Raw genomic sequence first — 15,602 nt, forward strand, 5'->3', positions numbered from 1 at the left:
AAGTACCTAAATAAAATACCATAAAATGATAAGAAATGCAATATCAACTACATATTATCAAATAAATATGCTAAGATATAATCATTAGGGGGTTATTAATCGTGAAACTATTAACAATTTGTATTCCTTGTTATAATGCAATAAATTATATGCATAAAGCATTAGGATCTTGTTTATTATTAAAAGATGAATTAGAGGTCATTGTTATTGACAAAAATTCAACTGATGATACATATCTAGCAGCATTAGAGTACCAAAGAGACTATCCAGATACATTTAAAGTAATTAAAAATACAAATAATGAAGATGATATAAAATTAGCTTACCAGCATGCTACTGGTTTATATTTTAAATTATTGAATAGTTATGACTGGCTTGATCGCGCCTCATTAGTTAGAGTTATTGAAACTATCAATGATGTTATCCGAGTTCAAGCTAATTTAGATGTAATTGTGACGGATTATTGTTATCATTATGGCAAGAAGCCACAAAAAGTTAATTACCATAAATTATTGCCAACAGATAAGATATTTGGCTGGCATGAAATTAAACGTTTTAAAAAGAATCAATATTTATTAAGTCCAGCTTTAATTTTAAAAACACAAATAGTAAAAAATATTATTGATCATTTTTCAATGGACACTAGTTTCCATATGGAAATGTTAGCTTATGCACCACTTCCATATATTAGATCTTTTTGTTATATCGATATGCCACTATATTGTTTCGGTAGAGATCCTTTTAGATGGGTTAAAAATAATTCTTTAAAAAGTGATGAATTGTTGAAGGTAGCTCGATTATACTATGATTATTTTGATATTTATAGTTTACGTTCACGTAAACAACGTAATTATATGATTAAATATCTGGCGATGGTTAGTTTAGTAGTTTCTATTTTGTTATGTAAAGAAAACAGTGAGGAAAGTATGCAGGCTAGAGAAGACATGTGGAATTATTTAAAATATACTAATGCTCGCTTGTATAATGATTTAAAAGGTACTTTATATGGTAAGTTATCAATTGTTGATGGACAGCTTCCAAATAAGGTTATTAGCAAAGGTTATGAGCTTATCGCTAAGGTTTATGGGCGCTAATTGTATACATATTTATGATTTTACCTTTATAATTTAGGGAATAGCTAAATATAGATAAAAAAATTAGATTTTTTCAATATTTATGTTGACATTTTTTAAATGATAGATATAATCTATATATAAATCAGAAATGGTTTATAGGTAGGGGAAGAAAGATACACACTATAATAGTATCTAATAATCATAGACAGAACTCATGGGGGATGGGCTCTGTTTTATTTTTGCCTAAAAGAAATGTATTTTAAAACATAAATATATACTATATTAGTTGCAATATTTTAAAAATATCAGTATAGTAACTAGAAGGAGTGAAAATTATGAAGAATAAAAGTTTGATAAAAAAGGTTATTGAAACTGATCCAGCTGCTCGATATGCCTTGAATGTAATCATTAATTATCCAGGAGTCCATGCGATGTTTTGTTATCGTATTAATCATTTTCTGTGGACTAAATTGCATTTAAAACTATTAGCTCGCTTATTAAGTCAGGTTGCTAGATTTTTAACAGGAATTGAAATTCATCCAGGAGCAACAATTGGAAAACGGTTATTTATTGATCATGGTATGGGAGTTGTAATTGGTGAAACAACGATTATTGGTGATGATTGTGTTTTATATCAAGGGGTAACTTTAGGTGGAGTAGGTACTGGTGAACATAAAGTAAAGCGTCATCCAACATTATTGAATAATGTTATGGTATCAGCAGGTGCTAAGGTTATTGGTGATGTAACAGTTGGTAATAATTCTATTGTTGGGGCACAGACAGTTGTTTTAAAAGATGTTCCTGATAATTGTACGGTTGTTGGTGTTCCAGCGTTTATAGTTAAAGAAAATGGTATCAAAGTTAAAAAAGAATTATAGACGTTATCTATTTTTAATACCATTAGTTTTATTTATCGCTGATTATTTATTGATCGTTAATGGCTGGATGAAAATAATTGATCAGTTTGTTTTTGAATCATTGCGTTTTTTTGCTAGTGATCAATTAACAGAAATTTTTAAAATTATCACCAACTTAGGTAGCTTTTGGGGAATTTTAATTGTAATCTTCTTAGTTTTTTTGGTTAATAGAAAAGTAAGTTATATTTGTTTAGGTGCTTCGATAATCCAAACATCTTTAAACAGAGTGATTAAAGCAATTGTTAGACGCCCTAGACCAAATGTAGATGTTTTTATTAGAGAGAGTAATTTTAGTTTTCCTAGTGGACATGCTATGGCTATTACGTGTTTGTATGGTTTATTAATATATTATTTATATAAAAGTGAAATAAGATATCGAAAATTATTAATAGTTATTTGTGTTTTAATAATAGTTTTAGTATCATTAAGCAGAGTATATTTAGGAGTACATTATTTTAGTGATATTATTGGTGGTATTTTGTTATCATCAAGTTTAGTTTTATATATTAGTGATATTCCCTCTTGTCAGGCATAAGGTTATGATAAGAGGTTTTTTATGTTTTAATATCTAGAACAAAATGAAGAAATGTCTAAAAAAATGTGATATAATATTACTACTGATTTAAGGAGAAAGGTTAGCGATGCAAAAATTTAATTTAAAACAATATAGTAGTTTTTTAATACTAGGTATTCTTTTTATAGTTTTATTTAAGGTGTTTGATCCGTCATGGTTTTCAACTATCTTAAATGCTTTTTATCCAATAATTATTGGAGCTGTACTTGCTTATTTTTTAGATCCAATAGTTAAAATAATTGCACGCTTATTAAATAAAAGCCAAAATAGTTTTTTGATAAAACATCAACGAGTAATCAGTGTTTTAATTGTATTTATTGGGTTAATTTTGTTGTTGATACTATTATTAAACTGGCTGATTCCTACTATGATGGGTTATGTAGTGGAGTTAATTAGTAATATTGATACATATGTTCTAAATTTTGAAAATACGATTAGAAGCACTTTTGAAGATGAAAAAGTAGTTAATTTTATTATAATGGCCGCTGATAAATTTGGTGATTCGATAAAAGTATTATCAACTAATGATTATGTAGAAATGATTGCTTTTGCTGGTAAAACAGGTAGTACGTTATTAACAATATTAATGGGTTTGATTTTTTGTCCATATATTTTAGTAGAAACAAAGAAATTATTAAATATTTTTGATCGCTTGATGTTGTGTTTTATTAGTGAACGGAAACTAGCATTAATTCATGAATATGCTTATAAATCGCATCAGATTTTTGGTAGTTTTGTTTATGGAAAGTTTATTGATTCATTAATTATTGGAATAATTGCTTTAATTGGATTTGGATTAATGGATTTACCGTTCTTTCCATTATTGGCTTTTGTAATTTTCATAACTAATATTATTCCATATTTTGGACCGTTTATCGGGGGAATTCCAGTTACATTTGTTGTATTTTTAATCGATGGTTTAATGACTGGAATTGCAACAGGATTATTCATCTTTGTTTTACAACAATTTGACGGTTTATTACTTGGTCCTTATATATTAGGTGATACGGTTGGTATTTCTCCATTTTGGATTATTACTTCAATAACTGTTTTTGGTAGTTTATTTGGTTTTTTTGGAATGTTTTTGGGAGTACCAATGATTTGTGTAATTAGAATGTTTTTTGATGATTTTGTAGCTTATCGAAAAAAGAAAAAAGCTACTTAACCTTTGCATTAGCAAAGGTTATTTTTGTATAAAAAAAGCGAGATTAATTCTCGCTTAATTTTTCAATAGCTGCAATTTGAACGCAGATTGATAATAACAAAGCTGCTTTAGTTAATTCATCTACCGAAGGATATGATGGAGCAATACGAATGTTACTATCTTGAGGATCTTTACCATAAGGGAAAGTTGCTCCAATAGTTGTTAAAGTAACCCCAGCTTCTTTACATAATTCACCAACTCTTTTTGCACATCCTGGCATAACATCTAAACTAATGAAATAACCACCATTAGGTGTTGTCCATTTAGCTACTTCTTTTCCTGCTAATTCTTTTGTTAGAGAATCAATAACGCAGTCAAATTTAGGTTTTAGAATTTCAGCATGTTTTTGCATGTGTTTTTTTAATGTCGGAACATCTTTAAAGAATACTAAATGACGTAACTGATTCATTTTATCTTGAGAAATAGATTGAATAGTTAAACGTTTCTTTATATCAGCAATATTGTTATCACTAGCAACAATACATGATACCCCAGAACCAGCAAAAGTAATTTTTGAAGTTGATGCTACCATGATTACTAAATCTTCATTATTATATTTTGGTAATTCATCAAAAATATTTAATAGCTGATCACCTGGTTGAGATAAATCATGAACATAATAAGCATTATCATAAATAATTCTAAAATCTTTGGCAGCAGGTTTTAATGCTGCTAACCCTTTAACAATTTCATCACTATATGTAGTTCCAGTTGGATTTGAATATTTTGGTACACAGAACATTCCTTTTACATGATCGTCTTTTATATATTCTCTAATTACATCTAAATCAGGGCCATCTTCATTCATTGGAACAGTTATCATTTCAATACCAAAATACTCTAAAAAAGCAAAGTGACGATCATAACCTGGAGCAGGACATAAAAACTTAACATGATCTAGTTTTGACCATGGTGTATTTCCTAAAACTCCTGATAACATTGCTTGAGTTAAATAGTCAAACATCAATGTTAAACTAGATGTTCCACCAATAAGTACATTATCAACATTTACTGATAATAATTCAGCAAAGAATTTTCTTAAATCCATTAATCCTTCTAAACCACCATAATTTCTACAATCAACACCATTGCTTAGGTATTCATGGCAATTTAATAATTCCATTGATAAATCAAGCTGTTTACTAGAAGGTTTCCCTCTTGACATATCAAGGTTTAAATGTTGTTGTTTAAATTCATTATATTTTTGATCTAATTCAATTTTAGTTGTTGCTAATTCTTCTTTAGTCATTTCTATAAATGCTTTCATGATATTCTCCCTTCTTCTCTATATAAGTCTAATGTATTGTACCTATTATATGACAAATTTTCAAGATTTATAATTGAATTTAAGCTAAAATATTTATTATTTTTTTTAGAAATATTGACTTAAAGTTAACTATAAGTATTAAAATGATTTTATAGTAAAGTTGGAGGTTCAAAATGGAAACAAAAATATTGGGTAAGGATTTTAAAGTATCAGCAATTGGTCTTGGCTGTATGGGAATGACTCATGGTTTTGGAGATGCTTCTAATCAAAAAGAAATGATCGAAGTAATTAGAAAAGCTTATCAAGAAGGAATTACAATGTTTGATACAGCAGAATGTTATCAAGGAATTGATAGCCAAGGTAATAAATTATATAACGAAGATTTATTAGGAGAAGCTTTAAGTATCTATCCTCGTAATAGTTATCAAATAGCAACAAAATGCGGTATAAAGGTTGTTAACGGTCAACAGGTCTTAGATGCCCGTCCAGAAGTAATTAGAGATTCTTTAGCAAATTCATTGAAAAGATTAAAAACAGAATATGTTGATTTATATTATTTGCATCGTGTTGATCCTAATACCCCAATTGAAGTTGTTGCTAAGACAATGAAAGAATTAATGGCTGAAGGTAAGATTAAACATTGGGGATTAAGTGAAGCTGGAAACGAAACAATTAAAAAAGCACATGCAATTTGTCCATTAACAGTTGTTGAAAGTGAATATTCGATGATGTTTAGAGACCCTGAAAGAAATGGTTTATTAAAAACATTAGAAGAATTAAACATCGGTTTTGTTCCTTTTGCTCCATTAGGAAAAGGATTTTTAACAGGTACAGTTGATGTTAATCAAAGATTCCCAGCTAACGATACTCGTAGTAAACAACCAAGATTCAAACCAGAAAATATGAAGGCAAACCAGGTTTTACTTGATTTGATAAAATCTATTGCTGCTAAGAAAAATGCTACACCAGCTCAAATTGCTTTGGCATGGGTAATGGCAAAGGCATCATGGATCGTACCTATTCCTGGTAGTCGTAAATTAAGTCGAATCAAAGAAAATATCGAAGCTACTAATATAAAATTAACAGCACAGGAATTAATGAAAATTAATGAAATGTTAGATAAGATGGAACTAAAAGCTGAGCGCTGGGATCCGGATTCACCAAATGCTAAAAGAGTAGGTAAATAATTATAATCTTTAAATTGCTCACTATTTAAAAGTGTTTTATAATATATTTATGAGGTGAGTTTAATGACAATTGCAGAAGTAAGTAAGAAATTTGATATAAGTTCGACAACATTAAGATATTATGAAAAAATTGGTTTAATGAATCCTGTTTCTAAAAATGCTAGTGGACATCGTGATTATCAAGAAGCTGATTTCCGTCGGATTAATTTTATCAAATGTATGCGAAAAGCGGGAATGACAATAGAACAGATAAAGTTATATGTCGATTTATTTAATGAGGGTGAGCATACTATTGCTAGACGTAAAGAAATAATGATTGAACAGCTTGGTAATTTAGAAGCACAAGTAAGTGAATTAGAAGATATAATTGCTTATTTAAAACATAAAATTGATAATTATGAAAATACATTAGTAAAACGTGAGATGGAACAACGTCATAAACAAGCAGTTGCAAAATAACAAAAATCTCGTAGAATAAAATAGTTCTACGAGATTTTATATGTTATAATGAAATAAGTAAAGATAAACAACTTAATATTTAGTTGTTTTTAATGGAGGGTCGAAAATGGGAATAAATCTAATTATTGGAATCGTTATTGTTGTTGTTTTATTAATTATATTAATAATATTTTTAAGAAAAAGATCACATCGACCAAAATATTATGTATTATTAGTTAGTTTTGATGATGGATATTACGTTGATTTATCTAATGATGAACGTTTTAAAAAAATGGCTCGCTTTGAAAAAGATAAAGATGGATTTATTGCCGAAACTAATTTAAATGAAGTACAACTAAAAAAAGAAATTGGTCATATCTTAGAAATGGATTTAGCGAAAATTCATGTTATAGTAAAAAGATGGTGGTTAAATCGTAATTATGACGATTTTATTTAAGCGTGGTAGTTGCCATGCTTTTTATATTATAAATTTGTTTATATAATAAATTTTAAAATAAACGTGTTTGATAAGGAGGATAGCATTAATGGAAATTCGGGTCTTAGAGTATTTTTTAGCGATTGCCAGAGAAGAAACTATATCAGGAGCTGCAAAAGCATTGCATATTACACAACCAACTTTATCGAGACAAATGAAAGATTTAGAAGATGAAATTGGGAAGCAATTATTTATTAGAAGTAATAAAAAAATAACATTGACAGATGAAGGAATTCTACTTAGACAAAGAGCTGAAGAAATTGTTAGTTTGATAAATAAAACTGAACAAGAATTAATAACAATGGATTCAGTTTTAAGCGGTAATATTTATATTGGATCAGGTGAATGTCAAACATTAAGAATCATTACAAATGCAATGAAAAAAATGCAAAAATTACATCCTGGAGTAAAGTTTAATATACATAGTGGTAATGGTCCTGATATTATTGAAAAGATTGATAATGGTTTAATTGACTTTGGAATGATTACAAAACATCCTAAAATTTCTAATTACAATCATTTAGAAATGCCAATCAGACATCATTGGGGTGTACTAATGTTAAAAGATGATCCACTAGCACAACTTGAAACAATATCTTTTAATGATATTAAAGATAAACCACTGATTATTTCTAAAGAAACAAGTGAAAACTCTGAATTGGTAGAATGGTTTAATAATGATATCGATCACTTAAATATAATTTCTAAGTATAGTCTGTTATTTAATGCGACTTTGATGGTTGAAGATGGACTAGGATATGCGATTTGTTTTGATAATCTAGTCAATACTACTGGTAAAAGTAATTTATGTTTTCGACCATTAGAAGCTTCAATAGAAGTTACTTACTATTTTATTTGGAAAAAATATCAAGTTTTAAATAAAGTTTCTCAATGTTTTTTAGATATTGTAAAAAAGACAATTGATGAATATGGTAATTTAGATATTAAAGGTAAATAATGCAAAAACTAGTATATGCTTATAAAGCATATACTTATTTTTATTATAGGTATTTGATATTAAGAATATGCAAAGTTAAAATAATAATTAAGGAGGGCTGGCGTGATGAAAAATCAATTAGATGAAAATGAAATAAAGTCTTGTTTATTAGAAATTGGGTGTAAACAGGTTGAAGATGTTATTGAAAATTTAAAGAATGATAATTTAAAAAATGCTATTCATCTTTTAAAAATTGAAAGATGTCATTTATTGGAAAAATTACATCATGAACAAAAGAAAATTGATTGTTTAGATTATTTAATTTATAGCCTGAAGGATAATAATCAAAAATAAGGAGAAAGACAAAATGGAAGATAATTTGGTTATTAAAGAAATAACAGTTGAAAATTTAATAGAGCCAATTGGAATTGATAGTTACAAGCCACGTTTTGCATGGAAACTAGAAAGTTTTGAAAGTAATGTTTTTCAAAAAGCCTATCAAATTCAAATATTTGATGAAAATAAATTAGTGATTGATACCGGAAAAGTTGAAAGTAATAGTAGTATTGAAAATATTGTAAAAGGATTTATTCCTAAACCAATGGTTAGATATATAATTAAACTTAATGTTTGGGATAACTATGATCATAAAGCTTATTATGAAACTTATTTTGAAACTGGGCGTTTAAATATACCGTTTGAAGCTAGCTGGATTGAACCAGAACAGGAACCAACACCTTAATGTTTGGAAGGAAAACAGATGGACCGGGAATCTGTTGCTTCTAATACAAATTTAGATAGAGAAAGAGATTTTGCTGAATTTAGACCATCTAAATATATTCGAATCCCTTTTGAATCAAAAAAAGCAATTAAAAAGGCACGTGTGTATATGACAGCACATGGTATTTATCAGTTTTATGTTAATGGAGTGCGCTATGATAATAGAGAATTTGCACCAGAAAATACATCTTATCATAAATTATTACAATATCAAATTTATGACATTACTCCATTATTACAAATGGGTAAAAATGTTTTTGGTATTATTATAGGTGATGGCTGGTGGTGTGGTCGAGTAGGAACAACAGGTGATAGTTGTCAATATGGAAATAAACTGGGATTATTATTTGAAAGTGTTATTACCTATCATGATGGTTCTAAACAAATTATTACTGGTAGTCAAGGGAAATCAATGAGCGGTCCAATTATTTTTTCAGATTTATTTGTAGGCGAAAAATATGATGCTCGAAAAGAGTTATCTGGCTGGTTAAAAACAGATTATGATGATAGTAATTGGGATGAAGTTAAAGAGGTTGATTATCCAATTGATAATTTAGTTGGCCAAAGTAGTGAGCCAGTACGGATAATTAATAGTTTTAAGCCAAAAAGAATTATTAAAACACCAGCTAACGAAACAGTTATTGATGCTGGTAAAATTGTTGCTGGATTTGTTGAATTTTCATTAACTGCTAAAGCTGGAATTGAAATTAAACTAGAACATTCAGAAGTTTTGGATACTAATGGAAATTACTATAATAATATTTTAGGTACTAATAAAGAACAGACTGATATTTATATTACTAAAGATGGTTTTCAAACGTTTCGACCTCATTTTACTTATCATGGTTTCCGTTATATTCGAATTACTAACTGGCCACAAACAATATCCCTTGATGATTTTAAAATTAATGTAATAAGTAGTGATATGGAATCAATTAGTTCTTTTAAAACTAATAATCGATTAATAAATCAATTACAACATAATATTGTATCTAGTCAAGTAGCTAATTCAATTTCAATTCCAACCGATTGTCCTCAGCGTGAAAAAGCTGGCTGGACTGGAGATATTATGGCTTATGCTCCAACAATGTGTTTTAATTCTAATGCCCATTCTTTTTTAAGAAGCTGGATGAATAATGTTCGTGTTGATCAGTTAAAAAATGGAGAAATCCCCGTAGTTGTTCCTTATTTGAAAGCTTATGAAATTTTTATTAAAGGAATGACTGGTTTTGAAACTAGCTGTGGCTGGGGTGATGCTGTTTTAACGGTACCATATGCCATTTATGAAGCTTATGGTGATAAACAGATTTTAATTGATAATTATGATGCTATGAAAAAAATGGATGAATTATATTGAAGAGCGAATGCATAATCATCATCCTAAAGATTATGATACTTATGATCAGGCTAGAAAGAAACGTAGTTATTATTTATGGAATACTGATTTTCATTTTGGTGATTGGCTAATACCAAGTCTAGTTTTAAATAATCCTGATGGTGGGGCAATGATGGATACTGCATATGCAACAATGGAACTTGTTGCACCAGCCTATGCTGCTTTTAGTTGTCAATACATGGCTAAAATTGCAACTATTTTAAAAAAAGAAGATGATAGTCAAAAATATAAGCAATTATATGATAAAATTCGCCAGGCTTTTATTGAAGAATATGTTCACGAAGATGGTACTATTGATGCTGATTTTCAAGGAATATATGTTATTGCTTTAAAAAATAATTTAGTTAGTGAAACAGTACGTCCTAAAATGGTTGAACATTTATGTAAATTAATAAAAGATAATAATAATTGTTTAGATACTGGTTTTTTAAGTGTATTATTTTTAATGGATGTATTGTGCGAAAACGGAAAACATGATGTTGCTTATCAATTGTTATTTCAAACAAAATGTCCAAGCTGGTTATACATGGTAGAACATGGAGCTACATCAATATGGGAAAGCTGGGGTGCTGTTGGTGAAGATGGAACAGTAAGTACCTATAGTTATAACCATTATGCTTTTGGCTGCATTGGTGACTGGATGTATAGAGAATTAGGAGGATTACAAATAATTGAACCAGGTTATAAAAAATTCAAAGTTGCACTAGCACTTGATTATGGTTTAGAATTTGTATCTATTCAAGAAAACAGCCCTTATGGAAAGATTAAAATTGATTGGCAACGAATTAAAAACCAGATAATTGTTCATGTAACAGTTCCAGTTAATACTACAGCTGATATTGTTTTACTAAATTTTGTTAAAAAAGATGTTGGTAGTGGAAATTATACATTTGTAATTACAATTTAATATGTTTAACTTTATCTTATATATAAAAAGCACTGCATTTTATATATAAGATAAAGTTAATTTGGATCTGTTGTTATTGACTTAAGATTAGAAAAAATGGGTAATATATTTTATGGAGGCGAAATTTTTATAGTGATTAATAAAGTCAAGCTTTTTTTAGGTGCTCAAGACATAAGAGGATTACCTTTATCTACTAAAGAATTATATATAATAATTGCAACAGGTTTTTGTTATAGCGTTATCGAAGATCAAAATAGTCAGCAGTATTACATTAATAATAAATATATTGATTTTGAGTCTGAAAATTAAATTCAGGCTTTTTTAATAAATTAAAAAATACCCAACTTTTATTAGTTGAGTATTCTATCTATTATTAACAATAAATCTAAGTAATCTTTCTACCTAATTTAAAATGCCTTAATAGCCAAACACAAACAAAGGATATAATAGCAATCGTTATTGTAAGCATAGGTATTGCAATCCATGCTGATAAATCAGCTGCTTGCATATGATTTTTATAAATATCTAAAAAGATAATATGGATTAGATATATCCCAAATGAACAACCGCTTAATAAATCAATAATTTTTTTTGTTTTTATACTAGGCGTTATTTTATACTTCGCAAGCCGCAATACAAAAAGGAAAAAGGCAGCACTAGCTAAGATAATTAATGGATTGCCATATTCTAATATTTCTTCATAGTGATCACCAATTGAATATGATATTGATGCAGTTAGAAATGCTGTAATTGCCATTGAACCTAAAAATGTAATTATTAAATTTTTTTGATTTATAGGTATGTGTTTTTTATATTTGTAAATATAATAACCGATAAAGAAATAATAAGAATATACTCGATCACCAATTAACGGTAAGTCATAATATGGTTTTAGTTCATCTAATGATAATATATAATTAAATATGACAGTAATTGTAATTATGATCAAAAATGCTCGTTCTGTTTTTAATGACATATGGCGACACATTATTTGAAAGAACGGTAATACTATATAAATTGGAATTATTGCATATAGATACCATAGATGCTCGGTTATTGGAAAATATAAAATTTCTCTAAATAACTGAGGTTCTTTTAAATAATAAATATTCCAGAAATAATAAATTATGCTCCATACGATAAAAGGAATGAGAAATCTTATAAGACGATGCCAATGTTTTTTTAATGGCTCATCCCTTCCTAGTAATAAAGCACCTGAAATCATGAAAAAGCATGGAACACTGACTCTAGCTAATGTATCAAGAATCAAAGAAAATATATACTCATTTTGAGGTATTTTATCAAATGCCCGACAGTAATAATTTGCTACATGAATTATAATAACCGATAGAAATGATATATTACGGATAATCTCTAGATTATAATCTTTTTCTTTCATTGTTCTTCATCACCTGTTCTTATTTAAAATATTTCTTTGTTGAAAAGAATTGTACGGTAGAATTTTACAAAAATTTTTATTATTAATAAAGTTTAAAGTTAAAATTTCTATAAATATTATATTACAAAATACAATGCTAGTCACTATGATGAATCATTCATTATGATTTGAAAATATATTATCTATAAAAAACTTTAGCTATTATAAAATGAAATAGTTAACTATAATAAATTTTACTGCCATGCTCAATTTTCAATAAAACCCCCGCACTAGAATACGGTATTTAGTCAATATTGAAGATAAGTATCACAAATTGTATTATGTAAATAACAAATACATTGAAAGATCCTAGGGCTTATACTCTAGGATTTTTTATATCTTTTTTAACAAGAGTTTTGTCTATTTTATGTTTGATGATAATAAATAAAATTATGCATGAGTTATGCACAACGATATTTTCAATAAAAAAACCGCACTAGAATGCGGTATTTAGTCAATCTGGCATCCTCAGTAGGAATCGAACCTACAACTTAACCTCCGGAGGGTTACGTGATATCCATTTCACTATGAGGACATTACTAGACAAGTATAACACTAATATTGATAAAAATAAATAAATATATAAAAAATTATCTTAAATATTTAAGGATAAATTATATAATATTAATAGTTATAATTCATTAAATAAAAAAATTTTTAAAAGAATGAATGGATTTTTACTTACCAATCGTATTATTTATGAAGGCACAAGTTAATGTCTAAATAATCGAGGAGGGATATCAATGAAAAAAATAGTAGTTAGTATTTTAACAGTTGTGATAATGTTAACAGTTGGAGTAAAAATTCTAAAGGCAGATTCACCAGATATGTATACGCCTGAAAACGAAACTAAATATAGTTATGTTACTAGTAAAGAAGGTGTGAATAATTATATTAATAGTGGTTGTTTTCATGTTGATAGTGATAATAATGGGATTTGTGATGGCTGTGGTATATGTCAAAATAATGTAAGTACATCAAATAATGGCAATAATTGTGATATTTGTGGTAAGAGCAATTGTAATCATAAATATAATTCTTGTCATTACAGTGATTCAAATAGTGATAGTATTTGTGATAATCGGCATAGTCATCACCGACAACATAATAGACATCATTAATAAAAAGGATAGTTTTAATGCGAAGCGAACAAGAGGTAAATAGAGTAATTGAGTTATATGGCGATACTGTTCGACGATTATGTATGATTTATTTGAAAAATTATGCGGATACCGAAGATATATTTCAAAATGTTTTTTTGAAATATGCTACAAGTTCAATAAAGTTTGAAAACGATGAACATGAAAAAGCATGGTTTATTCGAGTTACAATTAATAAATGTAAAGATTTACTCAAAAGTTTTTTTAGAAATCGCACAGTATCATTGGATGATATAGTTGAAAAGCCTGAAGCGATACCATCAGACTATAGAGAAGTTTTAGAAGCTGTTCTTTCGCTTCCTCAAAAGTATCGCAATGTTGTTTATTTACATTATTATGAAGGCTATAGTGCACCACAGATTAGTCATATTTTAGGTAAAAATGTAAATACTGTTTATATGCTCCTAACTCGTTCTAAAAAAATGCTTCGAGAAAAATTAGGAGGTGATGAGTATGAATGAAAAAATTAAAAAGGCTTTTGATCAGATTCAAGCTGAAGATGAACTAAAAAATAAGACTAAGGATTTTATTTTAAATAAAACTAATGGTTACAATCAAAAACCTAAAAAGACTAGGTATTGGCGTTTAGTCCCAATTGCGATATGTGTGTTATTTGCTTTTTGGGGTGGTTATTGGCTTTATTTTACACCAACAGTAGAGATTAGTATGGATGTCAATCCATCAATTGAATTGAGTGTTAATCGCTTTGATAGAGTAATATCAGTAACAGGTTATAATGATGATGGTCAAGAATTAATAGAGTCATTGGATATAAAACATATGAATTATAATGATGCTATTGATAAGATATTAAACAGTCAGGATATTACAGAGCTTTTATCTAATAATGAAGTCATGACTATTTGTGTAATTGGCAAAGATGGTAAACAGTCAACTAGAATTTTTTCTAATATAGAATCATCTACAGCAAAAACAGAAAATACCTATTGTTATCATGCTCAAATGGAAGAAGTTGAAGAGGCTCATGATGTAGGTCTTTCATATGGTAAATATAAGGCATATTTAAAAATTAAAAGTTTAGATCCTGATATAACACTTGAACAGGTACAAGAGATGACGATGAAAGAAATACATGATCTAATTCATTCTTTATCAAATAATAATCAAAATGACACTGATGCTGACCAGCATGGACATCAAGGTAGTCATCATGGTCATCATGGACATAAATAGAAAACTAACAAGTTGCGATATGTAATTCATATCGCAATTTGTTTTATGGTGAATGTTTTTTAATTAATAAATATTGGCTAGGAAAATAAAATAACCACGAAAACTTACATAAAGAAGGAGGTAGTATTTTTAAGTAAGTTAAGGCAATAATAATATCACAACATAGTAAAAGAGTAATTACCATTAACATATTTGTGTTTTTACTTTTAATACAATAAATTAAATTAGTTAAACTAAAAAATAAATAAACTAATGCTAGACTAATAAGAGGATCAATAAAAATTATAATTAAAAATAACCATGGTAAATAACTTTGATAAGATAGTAATTTCATATATTGAATTTGCACTAAGATAAAAAAGATAATACCTAAAATATAATAATCTGTAAATAATAAAAGATAATCAGCAATAAGTGAAAAAAATACTGCTTTTAATATAAAAGAATTTTTTAAATAAAGAATGGAATAAATAAAGTTGTTTAATGTCGTAAACCATTTTATATAACTACTATTAATATTTAAAATATCAAAAAAGATAAATAATCCAAAAAGCATTAAATTAATAAATAACATCATGTCACCAAAATAATTATTAACGATTAAAACTATTATTAGTATCAAAAAATTAAT

Annotated in this window: 19 protein-coding genes and 1 tRNA gene; 16 read left to right on the plus strand and 4 right to left on the minus strand. The window is 27.8% G+C overall.

Translation table 11 applies throughout. The features are described from left to right. Positions 1-101 precede the first annotated feature (101 nt). The 4 genes from ABGT36_RS04250 (at position 102) to ABGT36_RS04265 (ending at position 3,732) form a co-directional block, all read left to right on the plus strand. A complete protein-coding gene (locus ABGT36_RS04250; protein WP_087371379.1) occupies positions 102-1,094 on the plus strand; it encodes a glycosyltransferase family 2 protein in 993 nt (330 codons plus the stop codon). A gap of 317 nt (positions 1,095-1,411) precedes the next feature. Then, positions 1,412-1,954 carry a serine O-acetyltransferase EpsC gene (gene epsC, locus ABGT36_RS04255; RefSeq protein WP_087298899.1) on the plus strand — a complete coding sequence of 181 codons (543 nt, stop codon included), beginning with the start codon at positions 1,412-1,414 and terminating at the stop codon, positions 1,952-1,954. Beyond that, positions 1,926-2,528: a phosphatase PAP2 family protein gene (locus ABGT36_RS04260; protein WP_296884315.1), complete on the plus strand. Its 603-nt coding sequence runs from the start codon at positions 1,926-1,928 to the stop codon at positions 2,526-2,528. The genes epsC and ABGT36_RS04260 overlap by 29 nt, the downstream gene beginning before the upstream one ends. A gap of 106 nt (positions 2,529-2,634) precedes the next feature. Further along, on the plus strand, positions 2,635-3,732 hold the full coding sequence (locus ABGT36_RS04265) for an AI-2E family transporter (RefSeq protein WP_346676957.1): 1,098 nt from the start codon (positions 2,635-2,637) through the stop codon (positions 3,730-3,732). A gap of 43 nt (positions 3,733-3,775) precedes the next feature. Here ABGT36_RS04265 and ABGT36_RS04270 read toward each other — a convergent pair whose 3' ends face one another. Further along, on the minus strand, positions 3,776-5,038 hold the full coding sequence (locus ABGT36_RS04270; protein WP_346676959.1) for an aminotransferase class I/II-fold pyridoxal phosphate-dependent enzyme: 1,263 nt from the start codon (positions 5,036-5,038) through the stop codon (positions 3,776-3,778). A gap of 173 nt (positions 5,039-5,211) precedes the next feature. Between ABGT36_RS04270 and ABGT36_RS04275 the strand changes: the two genes are divergently transcribed. The 9 genes from ABGT36_RS04275 (at position 5,212) to ABGT36_RS04315 (ending at position 11,488) form a co-directional block, all read left to right on the plus strand. After that, the gene (locus tag ABGT36_RS04275; protein ID WP_346676961.1) at positions 5,212-6,225 is read left to right on the plus strand and encodes an aldo/keto reductase; all 1,014 of its coding nucleotides are present in this window, start codon (positions 5,212-5,214) and stop codon (positions 6,223-6,225) included. Positions 6,226-6,288: 63 nt separating this feature from the next. Then, a complete protein-coding gene (locus ABGT36_RS04280; RefSeq protein WP_087301538.1) occupies positions 6,289-6,684 on the plus strand; it encodes a MerR family transcriptional regulator in 396 nt (131 codons plus the stop codon). A gap of 106 nt (positions 6,685-6,790) precedes the next feature. Beyond that, on the plus strand, positions 6,791-7,120 hold the full coding sequence (locus ABGT36_RS04285; protein WP_087371392.1) for a hypothetical protein: 330 nt from the start codon (positions 6,791-6,793) through the stop codon (positions 7,118-7,120). Positions 7,121-7,208: 88 nt separating this feature from the next. After that, positions 7,209-8,117 (plus strand): LysR family transcriptional regulator, encoded by a 909-nt coding sequence (locus ABGT36_RS04290; protein WP_087371395.1) that lies wholly within the window; start codon positions 7,209-7,211, stop codon positions 8,115-8,117. 105 nt (positions 8,118-8,222) lie between these two features. Then, positions 8,223-8,450: a hypothetical protein gene (locus ABGT36_RS04295; protein ID WP_087301532.1), complete on the plus strand. Its 228-nt coding sequence runs from the start codon at positions 8,223-8,225 to the stop codon at positions 8,448-8,450. A gap of 13 nt (positions 8,451-8,463) precedes the next feature. Beyond that, on the plus strand, positions 8,464-8,838 hold the full coding sequence (locus tag ABGT36_RS04300) for a hypothetical protein (protein ID WP_087301530.1): 375 nt from the start codon (positions 8,464-8,466) through the stop codon (positions 8,836-8,838). 18 nt (positions 8,839-8,856) lie between these two features. Beyond that, a complete protein-coding gene (locus ABGT36_RS04305; RefSeq protein WP_346676963.1) occupies positions 8,857-10,233 on the plus strand; it encodes a family 78 glycoside hydrolase catalytic domain in 1,377 nt (458 codons plus the stop codon). Next, positions 10,220-11,179, plus strand: a complete 960-nt coding sequence (locus tag ABGT36_RS04310; RefSeq protein ID WP_346676964.1) for an alpha-L-rhamnosidase C-terminal domain-containing protein — start codon at positions 10,220-10,222, stop codon at positions 11,177-11,179. The genes ABGT36_RS04305 and ABGT36_RS04310 overlap by 14 nt, the downstream gene beginning before the upstream one ends. Before the next feature lie 132 nt (positions 11,180-11,311). Continuing rightward, the gene (locus ABGT36_RS04315) at positions 11,312-11,488 is read left to right on the plus strand and encodes a hypothetical protein (protein ID WP_158095213.1); all 177 of its coding nucleotides are present in this window, start codon (positions 11,312-11,314) and stop codon (positions 11,486-11,488) included. Between the two features lie 76 nt (positions 11,489-11,564). Here ABGT36_RS04315 and ABGT36_RS04320 read toward each other — a convergent pair whose 3' ends face one another. Together ABGT36_RS04320 and ABGT36_RS04325 are read right to left on the minus strand one after the other, a co-directional pair. After that, entirely contained in the window at positions 11,565-12,578 is a 1,014-nt protein-coding gene (locus ABGT36_RS04320; RefSeq protein ID WP_087301524.1) for an acyltransferase, read from the minus strand. Between the two features lie 499 nt (positions 12,579-13,077). Next, a tRNA-Arg gene (locus ABGT36_RS04325) sits at positions 13,078-13,152 on the minus strand. Between the two features lie 208 nt (positions 13,153-13,360). Here ABGT36_RS04325 and ABGT36_RS04330 point away from each other — a divergent pair. Genes ABGT36_RS04330 through ABGT36_RS04340 form a run of 3 tightly spaced genes read left to right on the plus strand, consistent with a single transcriptional unit; the run spans position 13,361 to position 14,971 of the window. Then, positions 13,361-13,738, plus strand: a complete 378-nt coding sequence (locus ABGT36_RS04330; protein WP_346676967.1) for a hypothetical protein — start codon at positions 13,361-13,363, stop codon at positions 13,736-13,738. A gap of 17 nt (positions 13,739-13,755) precedes the next feature. Continuing rightward, positions 13,756-14,238: a sigma-70 family RNA polymerase sigma factor gene (locus ABGT36_RS04335; RefSeq protein WP_346676969.1), complete on the plus strand. Its 483-nt coding sequence runs from the start codon at positions 13,756-13,758 to the stop codon at positions 14,236-14,238. Then, the gene (locus ABGT36_RS04340; protein WP_300078511.1) at positions 14,231-14,971 is read left to right on the plus strand and encodes a hypothetical protein; all 741 of its coding nucleotides are present in this window, start codon (positions 14,231-14,233) and stop codon (positions 14,969-14,971) included. Before ABGT36_RS04335 ends, ABGT36_RS04340 begins: the two co-directional genes overlap by 8 nt. 43 nt (positions 14,972-15,014) lie before the next feature. Here the strand turns inward: ABGT36_RS04340 and ABGT36_RS04345 are convergent, their stop codons facing one another. Further along, positions 15,015-15,545, minus strand: coding sequence for a hypothetical protein (locus ABGT36_RS04345; RefSeq protein ID WP_087301516.1), 531 nt, complete (start codon positions 15,543-15,545; stop codon positions 15,015-15,017). Between the last annotated feature and the right edge of the window lie 57 nt (positions 15,546-15,602).

The organism is Erysipelatoclostridium sp. An173 (assembly GCF_963931465.1).
Taxonomy (GTDB): domain Bacteria; phylum Bacillota_I; class Bacilli_A; order Erysipelotrichales; family Coprobacillaceae; genus Thomasclavelia; species Thomasclavelia merdavium.

Bases quoted from the DNA above. Each gene is read 5' to 3' on its own strand.
- epsC (WP_087298899.1), top strand. From the start codon at position 1,412: ATGAAGAATAAAAGTTTGATAAAAAAGGTTATTGAAACTGATCCAGCT.
- ABGT36_RS04260 (WP_296884315.1), top strand. From the start codon at position 1,926: ATGGTATCAAAGTTAAAAAAGAATTATAGACGTTATCTATTTTTAATA.
- ABGT36_RS04265 (WP_346676957.1), top strand. From the start codon at position 2,635: ATGCAAAAATTTAATTTAAAACAATATAGTAGTTTTTTAATACTAGGT.
- ABGT36_RS04270 (WP_346676959.1), bottom strand. From the start codon at position 5,038: ATGAAAGCATTTATAGAAATGACTAAAGAAGAATTAGCAACAACTAAA.
- ABGT36_RS04275 (WP_346676961.1), top strand. From the start codon at position 5,212: ATGGAAACAAAAATATTGGGTAAGGATTTTAAAGTATCAGCAATTGGT.
- ABGT36_RS04280 (WP_087301538.1), top strand. From the start codon at position 6,289: ATGACAATTGCAGAAGTAAGTAAGAAATTTGATATAAGTTCGACAACA.
- ABGT36_RS04285 (WP_087371392.1), top strand. From the start codon at position 6,791: ATGGGAATAAATCTAATTATTGGAATCGTTATTGTTGTTGTTTTATTA.
- ABGT36_RS04290 (WP_087371395.1), top strand. From the start codon at position 7,209: ATGGAAATTCGGGTCTTAGAGTATTTTTTAGCGATTGCCAGAGAAGAA.
- ABGT36_RS04295 (WP_087301532.1), top strand. From the start codon at position 8,223: ATGAAAAATCAATTAGATGAAAATGAAATAAAGTCTTGTTTATTAGAA.
- ABGT36_RS04300 (WP_087301530.1), top strand. From the start codon at position 8,464: ATGGAAGATAATTTGGTTATTAAAGAAATAACAGTTGAAAATTTAATA.
- ABGT36_RS04305 (WP_346676963.1), top strand. From the start codon at position 8,857: ATGGACCGGGAATCTGTTGCTTCTAATACAAATTTAGATAGAGAAAGA.
- ABGT36_RS04310 (WP_346676964.1), top strand. From the start codon at position 10,220: ATGAATTATATTGAAGAGCGAATGCATAATCATCATCCTAAAGATTAT.
- ABGT36_RS04320 (WP_087301524.1), bottom strand. From the start codon at position 12,578: ATGAAAGAAAAAGATTATAATCTAGAGATTATCCGTAATATATCATTT.
- ABGT36_RS04330 (WP_346676967.1), top strand. From the start codon at position 13,361: ATGAAAAAAATAGTAGTTAGTATTTTAACAGTTGTGATAATGTTAACA.
- ABGT36_RS04335 (WP_346676969.1), top strand. From the start codon at position 13,756: ATGCGAAGCGAACAAGAGGTAAATAGAGTAATTGAGTTATATGGCGAT.
- ABGT36_RS04340 (WP_300078511.1), top strand. From the start codon at position 14,231: ATGAATGAAAAAATTAAAAAGGCTTTTGATCAGATTCAAGCTGAAGAT.
- ABGT36_RS04345 (WP_087301516.1), bottom strand. From the start codon at position 15,545: ATGTTATTTATTAATTTAATGCTTTTTGGATTATTTATCTTTTTTGAT.